This window comes from Geomonas paludis, assembly GCF_014193585.1.
GTDB lineage: Bacteria > Desulfobacterota > Desulfuromonadia > Geobacterales > Geobacteraceae > Geomonas > Geomonas paludis.
Window position 1 is genome coordinate 395,747 of sequence record NZ_BLXY01000003.1, and the last position, 17,713, is coordinate 413,459.

Annotated in this window: 17 protein-coding genes; 10 read left to right on the forward strand and 7 right to left on the reverse strand. The window is 62.0% G+C overall.

Annotated elements, in window-relative coordinates:
* Both H7687_RS11635 and H7687_RS11640 read left to right on the forward strand, forming a co-directional pair.
* Complete coding sequence (locus H7687_RS11635) at positions 1-342, forward strand: STAS domain-containing protein (protein WP_183347466.1); 342 nt, start codon at positions 1-3, stop codon at positions 340-342.
* Positions 343-373: 31 nt separating this feature from the next.
* Positions 374-796 carry an ATP-binding protein gene (locus H7687_RS11640; RefSeq protein WP_183347468.1) on the forward strand — a complete coding sequence of 141 codons (423 nt, stop codon included), beginning with the start codon at positions 374-376 and terminating at the stop codon, positions 794-796.
* Here the strand turns inward: H7687_RS11640 and lgt are convergent, their stop codons facing one another.
* The 5 genes from lgt to H7687_RS11665 all read right to left on the reverse strand — a co-directional run bounded on the left by lgt (position 797) and on the right by H7687_RS11665 (position 5,645).
* A complete protein-coding gene (gene lgt, locus H7687_RS11645) occupies positions 797-1,570 on the reverse strand; it encodes a prolipoprotein diacylglyceryl transferase (RefSeq protein ID WP_183347470.1) in 774 nt (257 codons plus the stop codon).
* Positions 1,571-1,808: 238 nt separating this feature from the next.
* Positions 1,809-2,306: a DUF4124 domain-containing protein gene (locus H7687_RS11650; protein ID WP_183347471.1), complete on the reverse strand. Its 498-nt coding sequence runs from the start codon at positions 2,304-2,306 to the stop codon at positions 1,809-1,811.
* 63 nt (positions 2,307-2,369) lie between these two features.
* Complete coding sequence (locus H7687_RS11655) at positions 2,370-2,714, reverse strand: histidine triad nucleotide-binding protein (protein WP_183347474.1); 345 nt, start codon at positions 2,712-2,714, stop codon at positions 2,370-2,372.
* Positions 2,715-2,751: 37 nt separating this feature from the next.
* Complete coding sequence (locus H7687_RS11660; RefSeq protein WP_183347476.1) at positions 2,752-3,516, reverse strand: TlyA family RNA methyltransferase; 765 nt, start codon at positions 3,514-3,516, stop codon at positions 2,752-2,754.
* 287 nt (positions 3,517-3,803) lie between these two features.
* Positions 3,804-5,645: a UbiD family decarboxylase gene (locus H7687_RS11665; protein ID WP_183347478.1), complete on the reverse strand. Its 1,842-nt coding sequence runs from the start codon at positions 5,643-5,645 to the stop codon at positions 3,804-3,806.
* Positions 5,646-5,810: 165 nt separating this feature from the next.
* Between H7687_RS11665 and H7687_RS11670 the strand changes: the two genes are divergently transcribed.
* From H7687_RS11670 to nhaD, 6 genes are all read left to right on the forward strand, one after another.
* Positions 5,811-8,309 (forward strand): PAS domain-containing sensor histidine kinase, encoded by a 2,499-nt coding sequence (locus H7687_RS11670; protein WP_183347480.1) that lies wholly within the window; start codon positions 5,811-5,813, stop codon positions 8,307-8,309.
* Positions 8,310-8,520: 211 nt separating this feature from the next.
* Positions 8,521-9,897 (forward strand): sigma-54-dependent transcriptional regulator, encoded by a 1,377-nt coding sequence (locus tag H7687_RS11675; RefSeq protein WP_183347482.1) that lies wholly within the window; start codon positions 8,521-8,523, stop codon positions 9,895-9,897.
* Positions 9,898-10,480: 583 nt separating this feature from the next.
* Positions 10,481-11,491, forward strand: a complete 1,011-nt coding sequence (locus H7687_RS11680) for a TRAP transporter substrate-binding protein (protein ID WP_183347484.1) — start codon at positions 10,481-10,483, stop codon at positions 11,489-11,491.
* A gap of 75 nt (positions 11,492-11,566) precedes the next feature.
* A complete protein-coding gene (locus H7687_RS11685) occupies positions 11,567-12,241 on the forward strand; it encodes a TRAP transporter small permease (RefSeq protein ID WP_183347486.1) in 675 nt (224 codons plus the stop codon).
* Positions 12,238-13,617: a TRAP transporter large permease gene (locus H7687_RS11690; RefSeq protein WP_183347488.1), complete on the forward strand. Its 1,380-nt coding sequence runs from the start codon at positions 12,238-12,240 to the stop codon at positions 13,615-13,617. The genes H7687_RS11685 and H7687_RS11690 overlap by 4 nt, the downstream gene beginning before the upstream one ends.
* A gap of 159 nt (positions 13,618-13,776) precedes the next feature.
* Positions 13,777-15,060, forward strand: coding sequence for a sodium:proton antiporter NhaD (nhaD, locus tag H7687_RS11695; protein WP_183347496.1), 1,284 nt, complete (start codon positions 13,777-13,779; stop codon positions 15,058-15,060).
* Positions 15,061-15,175: 115 nt separating this feature from the next.
* On the opposite strand, the gene H7687_RS11700 is transcribed toward nhaD, so the two are convergent.
* Positions 15,176-15,736 (reverse strand): YcbK family protein, encoded by a 561-nt coding sequence (locus tag H7687_RS11700; protein ID WP_183347498.1) that lies wholly within the window; start codon positions 15,734-15,736, stop codon positions 15,176-15,178.
* 176 nt (positions 15,737-15,912) lie between these two features.
* Between H7687_RS11700 and H7687_RS11705 the strand changes: the two genes are divergently transcribed.
* A complete protein-coding gene (locus tag H7687_RS11705) occupies positions 15,913-16,224 on the forward strand; it encodes a hypothetical protein (RefSeq protein ID WP_183347500.1) in 312 nt (103 codons plus the stop codon).
* Positions 16,225-16,301: 77 nt separating this feature from the next.
* Here H7687_RS11705 and H7687_RS11710 read toward each other — a convergent pair whose 3' ends face one another.
* Positions 16,302-16,994 (reverse strand): helix-turn-helix domain-containing protein, encoded by a 693-nt coding sequence (locus H7687_RS11710; protein ID WP_183347502.1) that lies wholly within the window; start codon positions 16,992-16,994, stop codon positions 16,302-16,304.
* A 352-nt stretch (positions 16,995-17,346) separates the two neighbouring features.
* Here H7687_RS11710 and H7687_RS11715 point away from each other — a divergent pair, with 352 nt between their 5' ends.
* Positions 17,347-17,664, forward strand: coding sequence for a PilZ domain-containing protein (locus tag H7687_RS11715; RefSeq protein WP_183347504.1), 318 nt, complete (start codon positions 17,347-17,349; stop codon positions 17,662-17,664).
* The last annotated feature ends 49 nt before the right edge of the window (positions 17,665-17,713 follow it).

Genomic DNA, 17,713 nt, shown 5'->3' on the forward strand with positions numbered 1-17,713 from the left:
ATGAACCTAGCGACCGAGACGAGGAACGACGTTGTAATCATATACGTCAAGGAGGAAAGGCTGGACGCACACAACTCAACCGAGCTTAAGAGCGCGGTACAGAAGCTTTTTGAGGACGGCAAAAAGAATGTTCTGGTGGATCTGAAGGATGTACGTTTTATTGACAGTTCCGGGTTGGGTGCGCTGGTTTCGGGGTTCAAGAATGCCATCTCGCACCAGGGCAACCTGAAACTTTCCTCGCTGCAGTCCCAGGTCAAGTCGATGTTCGAACTGACGCGCCTGCACCGGGTTTTCGAGATCTTCCCTTCCACAGTGGAGGCGGTGGAGAACTTTCAGTCCTAGCGGGTCGGGCGGCGGCAAAGCGAGGCATCAGATGGGAAACACGATCGAGGTCGACATAAAGGTTCCCAACAAGACCAGGTACCTGAGTCTCATCGGGAAGATCGGGGAGGACATCGCCCGGGAGCTGGAGCGTTACAGCGGCGACAAGGAGGTGCTGGCCTACCATCTGAACCTGGTTCTCACCGAGGCGATGGTGAACGCCATCAAGCACGCCGGCCCCAAGGAGCCGGAGAAACTGGTGCGCATCGTGATCACCCTGCACCGGGATGACCTGACCATCAGGGTGTACGACGACGGCCAAGGCTTCGACATCAACGCCATCCCGGCCCCCAACTTCGAGGAGTTGGAGGACCGGGGCCGGGGCATCTTCCTGATCCGCACCCTCATGGACTCGGTGGCCTACCGCAAAAACTGCAAGGAAAACATGCTGGAGATGAAGAAGAAGCTGGCTTGATTACCCCCGCCTGCAGCGATAGCGCACCATCGCCACGCCCAGCAGGAACATCGGCAAACTAAGCATCTGCCCCATCGACAATCCCCCCACCACGAACCCGAGCTGCTCGTCGGGCTGCCTGACGAACTCCACCAGGAACCGGAACAGGCCGTACAACGCGATGAAGGACCAGACCACCGCGCCGTCACAGCGCACCCGCTTGGAGACCTGGTACAGGATCAGGAACATGATCGGCCCCTCCAGGAACGCCTCGTAAAGCTGCGAGGGATGGCGCGGCAGCGGGCCGCCGCTGGGGAAGACGATCCCCCAGGGGGCATCGGTGACGCGGCCGTAGAGTTCGCCGTTGATGAAGTTGCCGATCCGGCCGAAGCCAAGCCCCACCGGTGCCGCCAGGAACCCGAGGTCGGCCAGCGGGTAAAAGCCCAGCTTGAACTTGCGCACGTAGTAGATGCTGGCCAGCAGCGCGCCGATCAGGCCGCCGTGGAAGGACATCCCCCCTTCCCAGACCGCGAACAGCTTGAGCGGGTGGGCGAGGTAGAAGTCGAAGTTGTAGAACAGGATGTAACCCAGGCGCCCGCCCAGGATCACCCCGACCGCGACCGTGAAGATCAGGTCGGCGACCTGGTCCCGGTTCAGGGGGAGCCCCTTTCTCTTCACCCCGGACAGGATGATGAAGTAGGCGGCGACGAAGCCGCAGATGTACATGAGACCGTACCAGCGGAATTCCAGCGGCCCCAGGCGCAGGAAGACCGGGTCGATGTTCGGGAAGATCATGCTGCATTCTCCAAGGTGAAAGTTATTGTGCCCGACTCGGCAGAAGGGACAGGCTCCGCAGGTGCCTGTCCCTCTAGCGGAACGCTCCATTCAGCTCAAGCATCTGCCCAGCACCAAGGGGACAGGCAGAAGGGACAGGCTCCGCAGGTGCCTGTCCCTCTAGCGGAACGCTCCATTCAGCTCAGCCACCTGCCCAGCACTAAGGGGACAGGCACCTGGCGGAGCCAGTCCCCCTGAGCTACTTCCGGTATTCGGGGGGGACGCCGAGACGATCGGCACTTTCCCGCAACTGGTCGAGCTTTTGCTGTTGCGCCTGGACCCGGTCCTCCGCGTACTTGATGCTGTTCTGGATGGCGAGGTACTCGGAGCGGGGCATGCGCGAGGTGTCGGCGAGCCTACCCTTGAGTGTGGCGAGGTCGGTCTGGGCGTTTTTCAGGTTGAACTCGGCCTGCAGGAACTCCCTGCGCCACACCGTCTCGTCCTTGCCGCCGTAGAGCTTCTTCGCCCCCTGGGCATCCTCCCCCTTGACCTTGGCAGGTTCCGCCGCACCACTTTCGATAACCTTGGGACTGGTGTCTTCCTGCCCCAGCCTGCGCGCCTTCTTGCGGTACTTCTTGGGTACCTGCCCCAGGTCGTCGGCGAAGTTCACTGTACCCCGTTCATCGGTCCACTGGTAGGTTTCCGCCGCTGCGGTCAGCGGGTAGAGCAGGAGCAACAACACGAGCAATTTCTTCATTTTGGTTCTCCTTTAGCCGTACCTCCCGGTATCGGCACCTCGCAACTGGCTCCGGTGCTACGGCTAGCCCGGAGGCCACCCGAGTTTGCGGCCCGCCAGCAGGTGGAAATGGATGTGCCACACCGACTGTCCGGCCCCGGCGTTGTTGTTGTTCACCAGGCGGAATCCCTCCTGGTCGAAGCCGCGCTCGCGGGCCAGCGATGCCGCCACCCGGTGTACCGCCCCGATCAGCTGGTCGTCAGCCGGGGTCAGCTCCAGTGTGTTCACCACGTGTTTTTTCGGGATGATGAGGATATGGACCGGCGCCACCGGGTTGATGTCCTCGATAGCGAACAGGAGGTCGTCCTCGTAGACCTTCTTTACCGGGATGGCGCCCTCGGCCATCTTGCAGAACAGACAATCACTCATGATTTCCTCCAGTTGTCAGTGAGACCTCGAGCGTTGGTCAAGCCTCCGGCGCGGCCGGGGCAGGCTCGGCTATCCCTCGTTTTTGCAGGTGGATCAGGAATTCCTTGTTCCCTTTGGGGCCCAGGATGGGAGACTCGCACACCCCCAACACCAGGAGCCCCAGCCCTTGGGCCAGTTCGGTCACATTCTCCACGACCTCCTGGTGCTTCTTCTCATCCCTGACCACGCCCCCCTTCCCCACCTGGCCGCGCCCCACCTCGAACTGCGGCTTGATCAGGGCCACGATGGTGGCGTGATCCTTGAGGAGGCGCAGCGTCGGGGGGAGCACCTTGTCCAGCGAGATGAAGGAGGCGTCGATGACGGCGAGGTCGGGCAGTTCCGGCAGCGACTCCAGGTGCCGGATGTTGGTCTTCTCAAGGTTCACCACCCGCGGGTCCTCGCGCAGTTTCCAGGCCAGCTGGCCGTAGCCGACGTCGACAGCGTAGACCCTTTGGGCGCCGCGCTGCAAGAGGCAATCGGTGAACCCGCCGGTGGATGCGCCCACGTCGACCGCGATCACCCCCTCGACGGCAATGGCGAAGCGGTCCAGCCCCTGGGCGAGTTTGAGACCGCCGCGGCTCACGTAGGGGAGCGGTTCCCCTTTCAGGCGGATCTCCGCTTCCAGTGGCACCATGAGTCCCGCCTTGTCCGCCAGGTGGTCGTCCACCACCACCTGTCCCGCCATGATGAGCGCCTTGGCCCTCTCCCGCGAGGGAGCCAGTCCCCGTTCCATGACCAGCTTGTCCAGTCTTTCCTTCGCCAACCTGACTCCCTTATTCAACAGCAGCAAAAAGCAAAACAGGCATTGTTAACGCAAAGACGCAAAGGCGCAAGGAACTACAAAACCCTTTTGAAGGGTCTTACCTCTTTGTCTTGGTGTCTTAGCCCCAATGGCGTTAATTCATGGCCTGATAGGTTTTGCAGTACCCCGTATTTGTATTGTCTTTGCGGCCTTGCGTCTTTGCGTTAAATACAAAGCCTTTGCAGTTCCCGTAGTTGTTTATCTTTGCGTCTTAGCGCCTTTGCGCCTTGGCGTTAAAGCCTTTCAGGTTAATACAACCCATGCAGCGGTCCGCCCGGTGCGGCGAGCTCATCCACCCTCTTCTCCACCGCCGGATCCTCGATCAAGGGGGGCGCGTGGTGCGGCTTCACCCTGGCGTCGATGACCAGCGGCCCGCTGCAGCCCCACTGCTTGCAGACCGTGCTGGCGCCCACGCCGTAGATGTCGGCGGCCGGATCGGAGCGGGTGAAGGTGACCCAGAGGAAGTTGTTCAGTTCCGCCGCGGTGAAACGGCTGTCGTCGCAGACCACGATGAGCGGGAAGGCGTCCAGCCCCTGCACCCCCTCGAGCGCCCGGCACAAGGCCTCCATCTGCGCATCCGCCTCCCCCTTGGGGGTGCTGCACGCCGGCCCCTGCACGGCGATGACGCCGGGAAGACACAGCGCCGGCGACGAGAAGCCGGGGGCAAGCCTGAGGGCCGCGGGGAGCTCGGTCCCCAGCGTGCGCCGCTTCTCTCCGATCGCAGCGAAGACCACCTTGGAGCCGCTGTTCAACCCGGAACCGGAGTAATCCAGGGTATCCATGGTGGTGGCGGTCTGGAAGTGGAGGTCGCGGCGCGGGTCGATCCGCTCCAGGACGTGCCCCAAAAATGCGGGAATGTCGTGGATGTCGAGCCTGGGCGCGTCCTCGTGGGCTGCGATCATCAGGTACTTGGCCAGGGAGAGCTGCCCCTGCCCCAGCACCGCGTTGGCGATGGTCAACAGTTCCTGCGGGGTGCGCCGCTCCCCGTACGGCACGTAGCGCTCGCTCCCCATGGCGAACAGCAGCGGATGCACCCCCGCCGCGTCCACGGCGTGCACCGCCTTCACCCCCGGGATCACGGTCGGGATCAGCGGTCCGGTCAGTTCGTGGATGAAGGCACCGAAGGAGGTGTCCTCCTGGGGCGGGCGCCCAACCGTGGTGAAGGGCCAGATGGCGCCGTCGCGGTGGAACACCTCCTCCACCTTGAGCACCGGGAAATGGTGGGCCAGGCTGTAGTAGCCGAAGTGGTCCCCGAAGGGCCCTTCGGGCAGGGTCTTGGCAGGGTCGATGACGCCGGTGATGCAGAAATCAGCCTGGGCCGGAATGGGAAGCCTCCCCTCGCGTCGCACCATCTCGATGCGGTGCCCGGCCAAAAGACCTGCAAAGGAGAGCTCGGGCATCCCTTCCGGGAGCGGCATCACCGCGGCCACGGTCATCGAGGGGGCGCCCCCGACGAAGATGTTGACCCGGAACGGCTCACCCTTGGCGATCGCCTCGGCGTGGTGGAAGCCGATGCCGCGGTGGATCTGGTAGTGGAGGCCTATCTCCTCGTTGTGCCGGTACTCGCCACCCGAGAGCTGGACCCGGTACATGCCCAGGTTGGAATGGCGCAGACCCGGCTGCAGCACGCTTTCGGAGTAGACCTGGGGCAGGGTGATGAAGGCGCCGCCGTCGTCGGGCCAGGACTTCAACTGGGGGAGTTTGTCGATGGTGGTGCGGTTGGCCATGACGGGGCCGTCGCTCACGCTCTTGGGGAGCAGGTGCCAGGCGGCGGGAACGGCGCCCACGAGGGTCGCGGGTTCCCGCAGCGCGCAGCGCGGGTCGACCTTGAGCTTCACCAGGCGCTCCACCGCTTTCAGCGTGTCCCTGAAGATGTACCTGGTCCGCTCCAGGGTGCCGAACAGGTTGCCCAGCATGGGGAAAGAACTCCCCTTGACCCGGGTGAAGAGCAGTGCCGGCCCGCCCGCCTGGTACACCCGGCGCTGAATGGAACCGATCTCCAGTTCCGCGGATACTTCGCAGTCGATCCTGACCAGGGCGCCGGTGCGCTCCAGGTCAGCCACGCAAGATGCAAGGTCTTTATATCCCAACCAATTCCTCCGCCGCTCCCAAGCCTTAGTACCGCATTACTTTTAATGCACCCCCGCAACCAAGTCAATATAAAACACCCCCGTCCCCGGCGCCTGAAAGCAACGCTGTTCGTGACCGCCGTTTTGTGCTAACCTGCTGCCCTGATTACCTTGCGGGGGAGCCTCTTGCCACGTTTCACCATCTTCAAAAAGATCCTGGTCATCACGCTGCTGCTCTCCCTGCTGCCGCTGCTGGTCTCCTCCGCCATCCTGCTGGCCAACCTGCAGTCGACCAGCGCCAGGCTTTCCGCCGAGATCAGCGCATCCGATGACCGCCAGGCGGTCGAATCGCTGCAGATGAAGGCGCGCGACCTCGCGGAAAACATCAAGGATTTCCTGCACCAGTGCGAGTGCGACCTCCTCTTTCTCTCCCGCTCCCCCCTCTCCCAGCCGTCGCTCATGAACTTCTACCAGACCCGCCTCTCCGAGGTGTGGCAGCGCGGCGGCAGCTCCACCGCCGCCCAGGGAACCCACGAGTTCCTCCCCATCTACCGCTCCATCGCCCTCATCGACAGAAACGGCCAAGAGCAGGTGGTGATCCGCAACGGCCGCTTCGTCCCCAGGGAGCAGCTTGCCGACGTCTCCGCCCCGGCCAATACCGAGTTCAAGAGCGAGGAGTACTTTGCGCGGGTGCGCGCGCTGAAGCCCGGAGAGATCTACGTCTCCCACCTGACCGGCTTCCACATCGGCAAGCAGGAACAGCTGGCGGGGGCCGCGGACCCCGAGAGCGCCTACGACGGCAAGATGTACCAGGGGGTGATCCGCTTCGGGGCGCCGCTGTTCGACCCCGCCGGCGCCTTCAATGGGATGGTGCTCCTCTCCCTGGACCATCGCCACCTGATGGAATTCACCCAGCACATCGACCCCGGCAAGAACGCCTCGTCGCTCTTTCCTTCCTACCAAAGCGGCAACTACGCCTTCCTCTTCGACGACGAGGGATGGATCATCACCCACCCCAAGTTCTGGGACATCCGCGGCGTGGACCCGCTGGGGCGGCTGGTCCCTCCCTACACCGCCCGCTCCGGCAAGGCCGAGATCGAGAGCGGCCGCATCCCCTTCAACCTCGACCACGCTGGCTTCATCCACCCCGGCTACCCCAAGGTCTCGGCGGCGGTGCGCGCCAAGCAGGAGGGATCCGTCGACATCACCAACGTCGGCGGGGCCAAGAAGATCATGGCCTACGCCCCCATCTTCTACGACACCGGCGACTACGCGAAACACGGTGTCTTCGGCGGCGTCACCATCGGCTTCCAGGTGGACCGGTTCCACGAGGCGTCGCGCAAAGGGAGCAGGCTCATCGCCAGGCAACTCGGTGAGCACCGTCGGACCAGCGCCGCCATCATCCTCCTGACGGCACTGGTATCCGCACTCTCCGCCTGGCTCCTCTCCCGCGGCATCAGCGTTCCGCTGCGGCAGCTGACCGAGAACGCCGGCAAGCTCGCCGCGGGCGACTTCGCGGAAAGGGTCGCGGTCAACTCGGCCGACGAAATAGGTGTGCTGGCGCAGACCTTCAACAACATGGCCGACGAGTTGGACCGCCGCAAGCTGAGCCTGCTCTCCACCCTGGAGGAGCTGAAGCAGTCGCGGCTGGAGATCATGGACGAGCGCAACTTCAAGGCGAGCGTGCTGGAAAGTATCTCCAGCGGCATCGTCACCTTCTCGCCGCATGGCTTCCTCACCTCCATCAACCGCACCGGCCGGCTCTTTTTGGGCGATGACGTGGCCGAGGGGATCCACTACCGCGAGCTGTTCCGGGACTGGGAGGGGTTGAGCGAGCGCATCGCCGCGGTCTTCGCCACCAACTCGGGGTACGGCCGGGAGACCTTCCGCTTCGACCACGAACCGGGCAAGACCCATTTCGACGTCGGCTTCTTCCCCATCGGGCATGATTCCGAGCACGGGCTCACCATCACCCTTAGAAACGAGACCGAGCGGGAGAACCTGCACGAGGAGATGATGCGCCTGGACCGGCTCGCCTCGCTGGGCAAACTGTCGGCGGGGATCGCGCACGAGGTGAGAAATCCCCTCACCGGCATCTCGCTGCTTTTGGACGACCTGCACGACCAGGCGGCCTCCAACAGCGCGGACCGCGAACTGATCAAGAAGGCCCTGGCCGAGATCGAGCGGGTGGAAAAGCTGGTCAACGCCCTGTTGAATTACTCCTCGCCGGTACGCGCCGAGTTCCGCGAGTGTGACCTGAACCGGCTGGTGAACGACACGGTGCTGTTGCTGCGGCGCCCCTGTGAGAAGCAGCAGGTGCAGCTCCTCCTTGACGAAGGCGAGGTGCCGCCCTTCAGGCTCGACCCGGAAAAGATCAAGCAGGCGGTCCTGAATATCATCAGGAACGCGCAGCAGGCGCTCCCCCAGGGGGGACGCATCGAGGTGCGCACCGCGGTGCGCGACGGCCACGCGGTGATAGAGATCCGCGACGACGGCCCCGGCATCGTCCCGGAGGATCTCCCCCTCATCTTCGAGCCGTTCTTCACCAGGAAGGGCGCCGGTACCGGGCTCGGCCTCTCCATCACCCAGCGCATCATTGAGGAACACCAGGGGAGGGTCCAGGTGGAGAGCGCGCCGGGCGAGGGAACCCGTTTCACCGTGGAACTGCCGCTGGACGTGCCATAGCAGGAGGGGGACTGGCTCCGCGAGGTGCCTGTCCCCTTGCTCTTGGCTTGGATACTAAATAGCAATAAGCCGCTCCCCCCCTCGCCCTCCGGGAGAGGGGGCCCGAAGGGCGGGTAAGGGCCAGCCGGCTGCAGCCATCGTGCCACTGGCAACGCCCTTACCCTGGCCCTCTCCCGGAGGGAGAGGGGATGTGGACAGAAAAAAGGAAACCATGGAAAAGATACTCATCATAGACGATGAAGCCTTCATCTGCGAAAACGTGCAGCGCATCCTCTCCAGCGAGGGATTCGAGGTCCTCTCGGCGGCATCGGGGCAGCAGGCCCGTGACCTGGTCGCCTCGGAGGAGATCGATCTTGCCCTCCTGGACCTGAACCTCGGCACCGAAGACGGCATCGATGTGCTGAAAAACCTGAAGGAGATCGACCCGGAGCTGCTGGTGATCATCATCACCGGCTACGGCTCCGTGGAAACCGCGGTGGAATCGTTGAAGCTGGGCGCCTTCCACTACATGAAGAAGCCGTTCAAGGCAGACGCGCTCAGGCTGATCGTGAAGCTCGCCCTGAAGACCCAGACACTGAAGCGCGAGGTCAGGCAATTGCGGCGCGGTGACGGTTCCCTGCCGGGCTCCGCCCCCATCATCGGCAAGAGCGAGGCCTTCAACGAGGTGGTGGCCCAGGTGCGCGAGATCGCCCGCATGCCCTCCACGGTGCTGGTTACCGGCGAGTCCGGCACGGGCAAGGAGCTGGTGGCCCGCGCCATCCACGACCTCTCAGATCGCAAGGATGCCTCCTTCGTTGCCATCAACTGTGCCTCCATCCCGGCTTCCTTGCTGGAGAGCGAGTTGTTCGGGCACGAAAAAGGATCCTTCACCGGCGCCGCCGCCAGGAAGAAAGGCCTTTTCGAGGAAGCGCATCACGGCACCATATTCCTGGACGAGATCGGGGAAATGGACATGGCCATGCAGGCAAAGCTGTTGCGGGTGCTGCAGGAAAAAACCATTCGCAGGGTCGGCGCGGTCAAGGACATCGAGATCGACGTCAGGGTCATCGCGGCCACCAACCGCGATCTGTTGCAGCGCATCGCCGAGAAGAGCTTCCGCGAGGACCTTTTCTACCGCCTCAACGTGTTCCCGATCCACATCCCCCCCCTGCGGGAACGAACGGCCGATATCGCGGCGCTCGCCGCCTACTTCCTGGACAGTTTCAGCCGTGCCTTCGGCCGCCAGTTCCGGGATGTCTCGCCCGAGGCGGAGCGGCTCATGGCCCACTACGCCTGGCCCGGCAACGTCAGGGAGCTCAGAAACGTCATCGAGCGCATCTGCATCATGCGCAGCGGGCCGACGCTCCTCCCGGAATACCTGCCCCAGGAGATCAGGGCCGGCCATTACGGCGACGCGTCAGCCCCGCAATCGGCCGGTGCGATCACCATCCCGGAGGGACTGGGACTCGAGGAAGCGATCAGCAGCATCGAGAAGACCCTGATCGAGCAGGCGCTGCAGGCAGCGGGGGGCAACGTACTGCAGACCGCCGCCAACCTGAAGATTCCGCGCGGCACCCTGCGTTACAAGATGGACAAGTACGGCCTTTAGCTCGACCTTGGCGACCGTCGCCCCCAGGCGGCAGTCGCCTTCTCTCCCCCCTCTCCCCCCTCTCCCCCCTTCCGCCCCCACTCGCACACGGCTCCATCACTCGCCCCCATCACTCGCCCCCATCACTCGCCCCCATCACTCGCCCCCATCACTCGCCCCCATCACTCCCATCACTCCCATCACTCCCATCACTCCCATTCCCCCCCCCGCAATAGAACCACGTCCCCTCCCCGCAACCACCTGTTCTATTTTTAGCACCCGTGCGACATTAAAAGCAGCCAACCACCTCTTCGCCCGTCACTCGCCTTCTCGCCCTCGTCCTAATCCAGCTCCCGCACCCTACGCTGGCAACTATCCGCCACCGCAGTGGCGGATTTCAGCCACGATAATTCGCCACAACCATCATTCTGCCAAGAGCACACCATATAGAACAGCACGTTACATCACCACGCCAGTGGCACCGCAGTTGCAACAAAACAATGTATCGTATACGCGTCACCATCAACGGCGCAGAATTCATGATGCATTGAGTTAATCAATCAGCTCTAACACCAGCAGCACACACCCCAAGGAGGAGTACCGTATGAACCTGAAAGCCTGTTTTAAAAGCTTGGTAATGGCCGCAGCCCTTGCCCTGCCCGTTACCGCATGGGCCGCACCCGCACCGATCGTCATCAAGTTCAGCCACGTCGTCGCACAGCACACCCCGAAAGGGCAGGCCGCCGACTACTTCAAGAAACTGGCCGAGGAGCGCACCAAGGGGCGCGTCAAGGTCGAGGTTTACCCGAACAGCCAGCTCTACAAGGACAAGGAAGAGATGGAGGCGCTGCAGCTGGGCGCAGTCCAGATGCTGGCGCCGTCGCTGGCCAAGTTCGCTCCGCTGGGCGTGAAAGAGTTCGAAGTATTCGACCTCCCCTTCATCTTCGACAACTACCAGGAACTGCACAAGGTGACCCAGGGTCCGGTCGGCGCCAAGCTGCTGAAGAAACTCGAGCCCAAAGGGATCCTCGGTCTCGCCTACTGGGATAACGGCTTCAAGGTGATGAGCGCCAACAAGCCGATCAAGAGCGTCGCCGACTTCAGGGGGCAGAAGATGCGCATCCAGTCCTCCAAGGTGCTCGACTCCGAGATGCGCTCGGTAGGGGCCATCCCGCAGGTGCTCGCCTTCTCCGAGGTGTACCAGGCGCTGCAGACCGGCGTCGTCGACGGCACCGAGAATCCCCCCTCCAACCTCTACACCCAGAAGATGCACGAGGTGCAGAAGTACGTCACCCTCTCTGACCACGGCTACCTGGGCTACGCGGTCATCGTCAACAAGAAGTTCTGGCAGGGTCTGCCGGCCGACATCCGCACCATCCTGGAAGGGTGCATGAAGGACGCCACCAAATTCGCCAACGACGTGGCCAAGAAGGACAACGACGAGGCCCTGGCCGCCGTCAAGAAGTCCGGCCGCAGCCAGCTGATTTCCCTGACCCCGCAGGAGCGCGCCGCCTGGAAGAAGGCGATGGACAAGGCGCACAAGGACAACACGGCACGTATCGGTGCCGACATCGTCAAGGAAGTCTACGCCGCCACCGGCTACAACCCGAACTAACCACACCACACCTGCACGTCACGGCCGCCCGCCCGAGCGGGCGGCCGTTTGAACGAGTTCCAGGAGAAGCCCATCATGATGAAGTATCTTGACCATCTTGAGGAAATCATCATCACCTTCCTCATCGCCGCCGCCACGGTGATCATCGCCCTGGCAGTCGGCCATCGCTATCTGTCCGGCCTGCCCATCCCGGCACTGCAGGACTGGCTGCTTACCATTAACATGAGCTGGGCGCAGGAGCTCTGCATTTACATGTTCGTCTGGATGGCCAAGTTCGGCGCCGCCTACGGCGTCAGAAGCGGCATCCACGTCGGCGTTGACGTCATCGTCACGAGACTCCCCGACTCCTGGCGCAAGGTGACCGTGATCATCGCCATCCTGGGGGGCGCGCTCTTTACCGGCCTGATCGGCACCCTGGGCGCCAAATTCGTCTGGGAGAACGGCATGCACTACGCCGTCTTCAACAAGCTGGGCATGAACATTACCGACCTGATCGAAGGGCCGATCACCCCGGACCTCGAGTGGCCGACCTGGATCATCTACTCCGCCGTTCCGCTGGGCTCGTACCTGATGTGCTTCCGCTTCCTCCAGGTGGGCGTCGCCTTCCTGCGCACCGGAGAGCTGCCGCACCACGACCATGCCCATGTCGACGGCATCGACGAGATCGGCACGCTGGACGCCACCGAAGCACTGGAAGAGTACGAGCAGCACAAGTTCAACCATAAGCAAGAGCAGGGGGGTGTGAAATGAGTACTGCAGTAGTTGGCTGGGAACAGTTTTCCAAGAAAAAGGCGGCCACCTGGCTGTTGGGCATCGCCGTCATCCTTGGAGCGATAGCCACCCTCGGCAGCACCGGCATCGTCTTCGCGCTGTTGCTGGCGCTCATGCTGACCGGCATGCCCATTTCCATCGCCCTGGGCCTTACCGTCCTCACCTTCCTGTTCTTCTTCTCCGAGGTGCCCACCGAAGCGGTGGCCATGAAGCTCTTCACCGGCATCGAGAAGTTCGAGATCATGGCGATCCCGTTCTTCATCCTGGCGGGCAACTTCCTGACCCACGGCGGCGTGGCCAAGAGGATGATCAACTTCGCCACCTCCATGGTCGGCCACTGGCACGGCGGCCTGGCCCTTGCCGGCGTCATGGCCTGCGCCCTCTTCGCCGCGGTCTCCGGCTCCAGCCCCGCCACGGTGGTTGCCATCGGCTCCATCATGATGCCGGCCATGGTGCGCGCCGGCTATCCCAAGCGCTTCGGCGCCGGCGTCATCACCACCTCGGGCTCTTTAGGCATCCTGATCCCCCCCTCCATCCCCATGGTGGTCTACTGCGTCGCCACCAACTCGTCGGTCGGCGCGCTGTTCATGGGTGGTGTCATCCCGGGCCTCATGCTGGCCTCGTTGCTCGGCCTGGTGGCCTGGTGGAGGGCGAAGCAGGGTAACCTCCCCCGCATGAAAAAGGCGACTTGGGGCGAGCGGGCCAAGGCCCTGCGCGAAAGCATCTGGGGCCTGTTCCTGATCGTCATCGTATTGGGCGGCATCTATTCCGGCATGTTCACCCCGACCGAGGCGGCCGCCATGAGCGCGGTCTACGCCTTCGTCATCGCCGTCTTCGTCTACCGCGACGTACCGTTCAAGAAGGTCCCCAAGGTGCTGCTCGACTCGGCCAGCATGTCGGCGATGCTCCTGTACATCATCACCAACGCCGTGCTCTTCTCCTTCCTGATGACGCACGAGAACATCCCGCAGCTCATGGCGGACTGGATCCTCGGTCACAACCTGGGCGTGGTCTCCTTCCTGCTGGTCACCAACGTGCTGCTGCTTCTGGCCGGCAACGTGATGGAGCCCTCCTCCATCATCCTGATCCTCGCCCCGATCCTGTACCCGGTCGCCATGAAGCTCGGCATCGACCCGGTGCACTTCGGCGTGCTGATCACGGTGAATATGGAGGTCGGCATGTGCCACCCGCCGGTGGGCTTGAACCTCTACGTCTCCAGCGGCATCACCAAAATGGGGATATCGGAACTCACCATTGCGGTCTGGCCCTGGCTCATGGCGATGCTCGGCTTCATGCTGCTGGTGACCTACGTGCCCATAATCTCGCTCTGGCTGCCGCGAGCGCTGGGGTACTAGCATCAGCGTTAGCAGGTGCAGTAATCAAAAAAGGGGCCTGTCCTTTGGGACGGGCCCTTTCTCTTCGCGGACGTAGCGTCCGAAAATCCTTTACCCTGCGCTGGAGTTGGGCTATTTATGCCAAGTTCACCTTAGCGCCACTCCCAGGAAGCCACGGACATGACATCACTGCTCATTGCTATCTTTCTCGTTGCCTATGCTGCCATTGCCCTGGAGCACCCCATCAGGATCAACAAGTCATCGTCGGCACTGCTTGGCGCCGGGCTGCTCTGGTCCGTGTACGCCCTCTTGAGCCCCGACAGCCACCTCGTCGTGCATCAGTTGAACGAATCGTTGGCCGCTACGGCACAGATCGTCTTCTTTCTGATCGGGGCCATGACCATCGTGGAAGTGGTGGATGCCCACAACGGTTTCGAGGTGATCACGGCACATATCAAGACCCGCAAACTGTCATCGCTGATGTGGCTGGTCGGCTTTGTCACTTTCTTCCTGAGTGCCGTCCTCGACAACCTCACCACCACCATCGTGATGATCTCGCTGATGAAGAAGCTCCTGGACCGCCAGGAGGACCGCCTCTTCTTCGCCGGGCTCATCGTCATCGCCGCCAACGCCGGTGGCGCCTGGACCCCGATCGGCGACGTGACCACCACCATGCTCTGGATCGGCGGACAGATAACCACCCTCGAGATCATGAAGGGGGTACTTGCCCCTTCCCTGGTAAACCTTTTGCTGCCATTGGCTGTCGTTGCCTACCAGCTCAAGGGGCGCGAGGTGGTGGCCCCGGTGCGTCTGGAGAATGGCGACCTCCCCCAGACCACGAACTTCGAGCGCAACCTCATGTTCTTCCTGGGCATCGGCATCCTGGTTAGCGTTCCCGTGTTCAAGACCGTCACTCACCTCCCCCCCTTCATGGGGATCCTGCTCGGCCTTGGCGTCCTGTGGCTAGCGGGCGACCTGGTGCACCGCAACAAGGAGGAGATGGACAAGCGCCATTTCACCCTCGCCCACGCACTGGAGAAGATCGACATGAGCTCCATCGTCTTCTTCATCGGCATCCTGCTCGCGGTGGCCACCCTCGAGCATACCCACATCCTGGCGGCGATCGCCTCCTGGCTGGACCGGGCCATCGGCCGCCTGGACCTGATCGTGACCCTCATCGGGCTGGTGAGCGCCATCGTGGACAACGTACCGCTGGTCGCGGCCAGCATGGGGATGTACAACCTGGCCCAGCACCCGGCGGACAGCTTCCTTTGGGAGTTCATGGCCTACTGCGCGGGGACGGGAGGCTCGATCCTGGTGATCGGCTCGGCCGCCGGGGTCGCGGCCATGGGGCTGGAGAAGCTGCATTTCTTCTGGTACATGAAGCGGATCAGCGGCCTCGCCCTGCTCGGCTACTTCGGCGGCATCGGCGTTTACCTGCTGCAAACCAGGCTGTTCGGCTGATTCCCCAGCTGTGGCAGGTTGAAGTTCATCGTAGCATTAAACGTTCGGTGCCACGAATTCCACGTCCGCTCAGATGCCTGTTAAATATATACGGCCAGCCGGAGACGGTTCGGGTCTACCAGGTTCGGAACAGGCCGGAGTCGATGTGGACGAAGCCGGACTGGGGGTAGTAGCCCACCCCTCCGGCGGCGAGGGCGATGGCGGTGCGCCTGATCCGGTCCAGCCCGATACGCGGGATGGCGAGGTCGATGGCCATCCCCTTCATGTGCAGGCTGTCCTTGGCCACCCCGGCCGACCTGCTGCGCAGACGCGCGTTGTACTCGGGCGAGCGATAGCCGGAGATGATGTGGATCTCGTTGTCCCCGCCCAGGCAGTTGTCCAGCCGGTTCAGGTACTCGAGCACGCGCAGGTCCATGGCGGTGATCTCGTTGGTATGGTGGCAGCGGAAGATCCAGTTCAGAGCCTGGAGCGCCTCGTCGCAGTACTCGCCCAGGCTGTTGCGGTAGGTGACGGAGAGCCTTTCCTTGCAGTTCACGTTGTAAAGGGAGAGCTTCCCCTCGGGTGCCCCGCCCCCTTCCATGAATTTGGCGAAGGCCGATTTGGCACCCAGCACCGTTGCTGCGAAAAAAGCTGAGGACTTGAGAAACATCCTGCGGCACAACATTGTATCTTTCACATAAACTCCTATAAATCAAAGAGTTAGCCGGCAAACAAGGCTACCCCTTGCTACCACAAAGCCTCCGTCCCTGTCAACCGCGGCGTGCCGGCAACCGTTCCCTAACTTGCTAATGTGGCGCGGTATGCTTTGCTCTCTTGGTCGGCACCCACCCTCCCAACTCAGGGGGACTGGCCATGAAAATACCCTACGCCACCAAGACCTCGTCGCTGCTCTCCGGCATGACCCTGGCACTGATGCTCTCCACCGGCGAGCACCTCACCGGCCCGGTAAGCGCCCTCTGCACCATAACCGGCGCCATCTGGTTTCCCGTCTCCATCGCCGTCTTCGTGCACGGCAAGCAGAGCATCGAGTACAAGATCCAGTCGCTGCGCGGGGAGCGCCCCTACATCGATATACCCAAGGACATCACGCCGCGGGCGCTGGTCTGGTTCTGCTCGACGCTGGCCACCGCCTGGCTGCTCAGCCTCTTCTACCAGCACCCCTGAACGCAAAAAGGGGAGTTCATTGCGAACTCCCCTCCCCTTCAGCAGAGAGCACCTCTTGGTGCTCTGTCCCTTTGCCGTCAGTCGAACATCGGCTCCGAGTCCGACTCCAACGCATTCCTGATCGCCTTGATCATCTCGACCGGCGAGAAGGGTTTCTGGATCAGGTGGAAATCCTCCTTGGCCTGCAGGTGGTCCGGCCGGTAGCCGCTCATAAAGACCGCCTTGGCGTTCGGGTTCACCTTCCTGATCTCCTTGAAACAGCTGATACCGTCCTTGCGCGGCATCACCACGTCCAGTATCACCAGGTGGATGGGGCCGTTCTCCGTGTACTTCTCGATGGCATCCTGGCCGTCTTCGGCGGTGATGACCTTGTATCCGTAGCTGGCCAGAAAGTCGGACAGCATCTCGCGGAGCTGCTTCTCGTCGTCGACGATGAGGATGGTCTCCGACCCCTGGTAACTGTTGTTGATCTTGTTCATCATGATCTCCATGCTACTGATCCAGTCTATCTTGGAACCTTCGCTCCTCAGCCGGTCAGGCGTGTTGATCTTCAGAATGAATTCAGTCTCGTAGATGATGCTGGAAGCGGAAGTATTGAGGGCACTGGCGAGGGCAAAGATGGAGACCAGGCTCGGCTGCTGCTTCCCCCCTTCAATATTGGAGATGAACTTGCGGTCCAGGCAACTGGACATGGACAACTTGTCCTGGGAAAGGTTGCGTTCCCTTCTCAATCTGCGGATCACAATGCCAAAAGCTTCTTCAATAGTCATCAATCATCCTCCACGTGGGAAGCTTTTATAGCAAATCTTCATATAAATTGCTGTAGACAATTACCCCCACGAATTAGAACCGATTACATGAAGACGCCGCCGACATGTCAGCCCCGGCCCCACAACCTTTCTGCAAAGCGACCATAAGTACCGGATACAGATAACAAAAGCATGGAGCGCAGGTCAAGATAATCCATCCGACAGTAGTTCGCTGCCTGCCAAAGACATTTCTTCTATATCTAAAGTTATAGAGATTTATGCCCCCCAGTATATTCAATTCTTTGCACCTATGGCGTATCAGTAGATCATCTACAACCAGAGACTATGCCTGCAGGGTTTCGGACGTGACTATATGAAAAGTTTCGCTGAGAGAAACGCGGTCCGGTTTAAAGGGGAGATCCCGCTGGAGATCAAGCAGGGCATGGGCATCACCCGCGATTTCAGCGCCTGCGGCCTCTACTTCTTCACCGATCAGCAGGTCTCTTTGGGGGAAAACCTGGAACTGGTCATGCTGCTGGAGCACCTGAACCAGGAGCACAAGGTGCGGCTGCGCTGCCAGGCAGACGTGGTTAGGGTCGAGCCGGAGGCCGACCGCTTCGGCATCGCCGTCGCCATAACCAGACATCTGGTAGATCCGGCGGGAGATACTGCCGCTACCGTAACCGGCTGACACTATTTTTCACTGATGCGCGCACGTGATACTAACTGGAGAAGGAGGA

Excerpts from the sequence above, each read along its gene's own strand:
- H7687_RS11635 (WP_183347466.1), top strand. The coding sequence starts at position 1 with ATGAACCTAGCGACCGAGACGAGGAACGACGTTGTAATCATATACGTC.
- H7687_RS11715 (WP_183347504.1), top strand. The coding sequence starts at position 17,347 with ATGAAAAGTTTCGCTGAGAGAAACGCGGTCCGGTTTAAAGGGGAGATC.
- lgt (WP_183347470.1), bottom strand. The coding sequence starts at position 1,570 with ATGATCTTCCCGAACATCGACCCGGTCTTCCTGCGCCTGGGGCCGCTG.
- H7687_RS11675 (WP_183347482.1), top strand. The coding sequence starts at position 8,521 with ATGGAAAAGATACTCATCATAGACGATGAAGCCTTCATCTGCGAAAAC.
- H7687_RS11710 (WP_183347502.1), bottom strand. The coding sequence starts at position 16,994 with ATGACTATTGAAGAAGCTTTTGGCATTGTGATCCGCAGATTGAGAAGG.
- H7687_RS11685 (WP_183347486.1), top strand. The coding sequence starts at position 11,567 with ATGATGAAGTATCTTGACCATCTTGAGGAAATCATCATCACCTTCCTC.
- H7687_RS11705 (WP_183347500.1), top strand. The coding sequence starts at position 15,913 with ATGAAAATACCCTACGCCACCAAGACCTCGTCGCTGCTCTCCGGCATG.
- H7687_RS11680 (WP_183347484.1), top strand. The coding sequence starts at position 10,481 with ATGAACCTGAAAGCCTGTTTTAAAAGCTTGGTAATGGCCGCAGCCCTT.
- nhaD (WP_183347496.1), top strand. The coding sequence starts at position 13,777 with ATGACATCACTGCTCATTGCTATCTTTCTCGTTGCCTATGCTGCCATT.
- H7687_RS11650 (WP_183347471.1), bottom strand. The coding sequence starts at position 2,306 with ATGAAGAAATTGCTCGTGTTGTTGCTCCTGCTCTACCCGCTGACCGCA.
- H7687_RS11690 (WP_183347488.1), top strand. The coding sequence starts at position 12,238 with ATGAGTACTGCAGTAGTTGGCTGGGAACAGTTTTCCAAGAAAAAGGCG.
- H7687_RS11640 (WP_183347468.1), top strand. The coding sequence starts at position 374 with ATGGGAAACACGATCGAGGTCGACATAAAGGTTCCCAACAAGACCAGG.
- H7687_RS11655 (WP_183347474.1), bottom strand. The coding sequence starts at position 2,714 with ATGAGTGATTGTCTGTTCTGCAAGATGGCCGAGGGCGCCATCCCGGTA.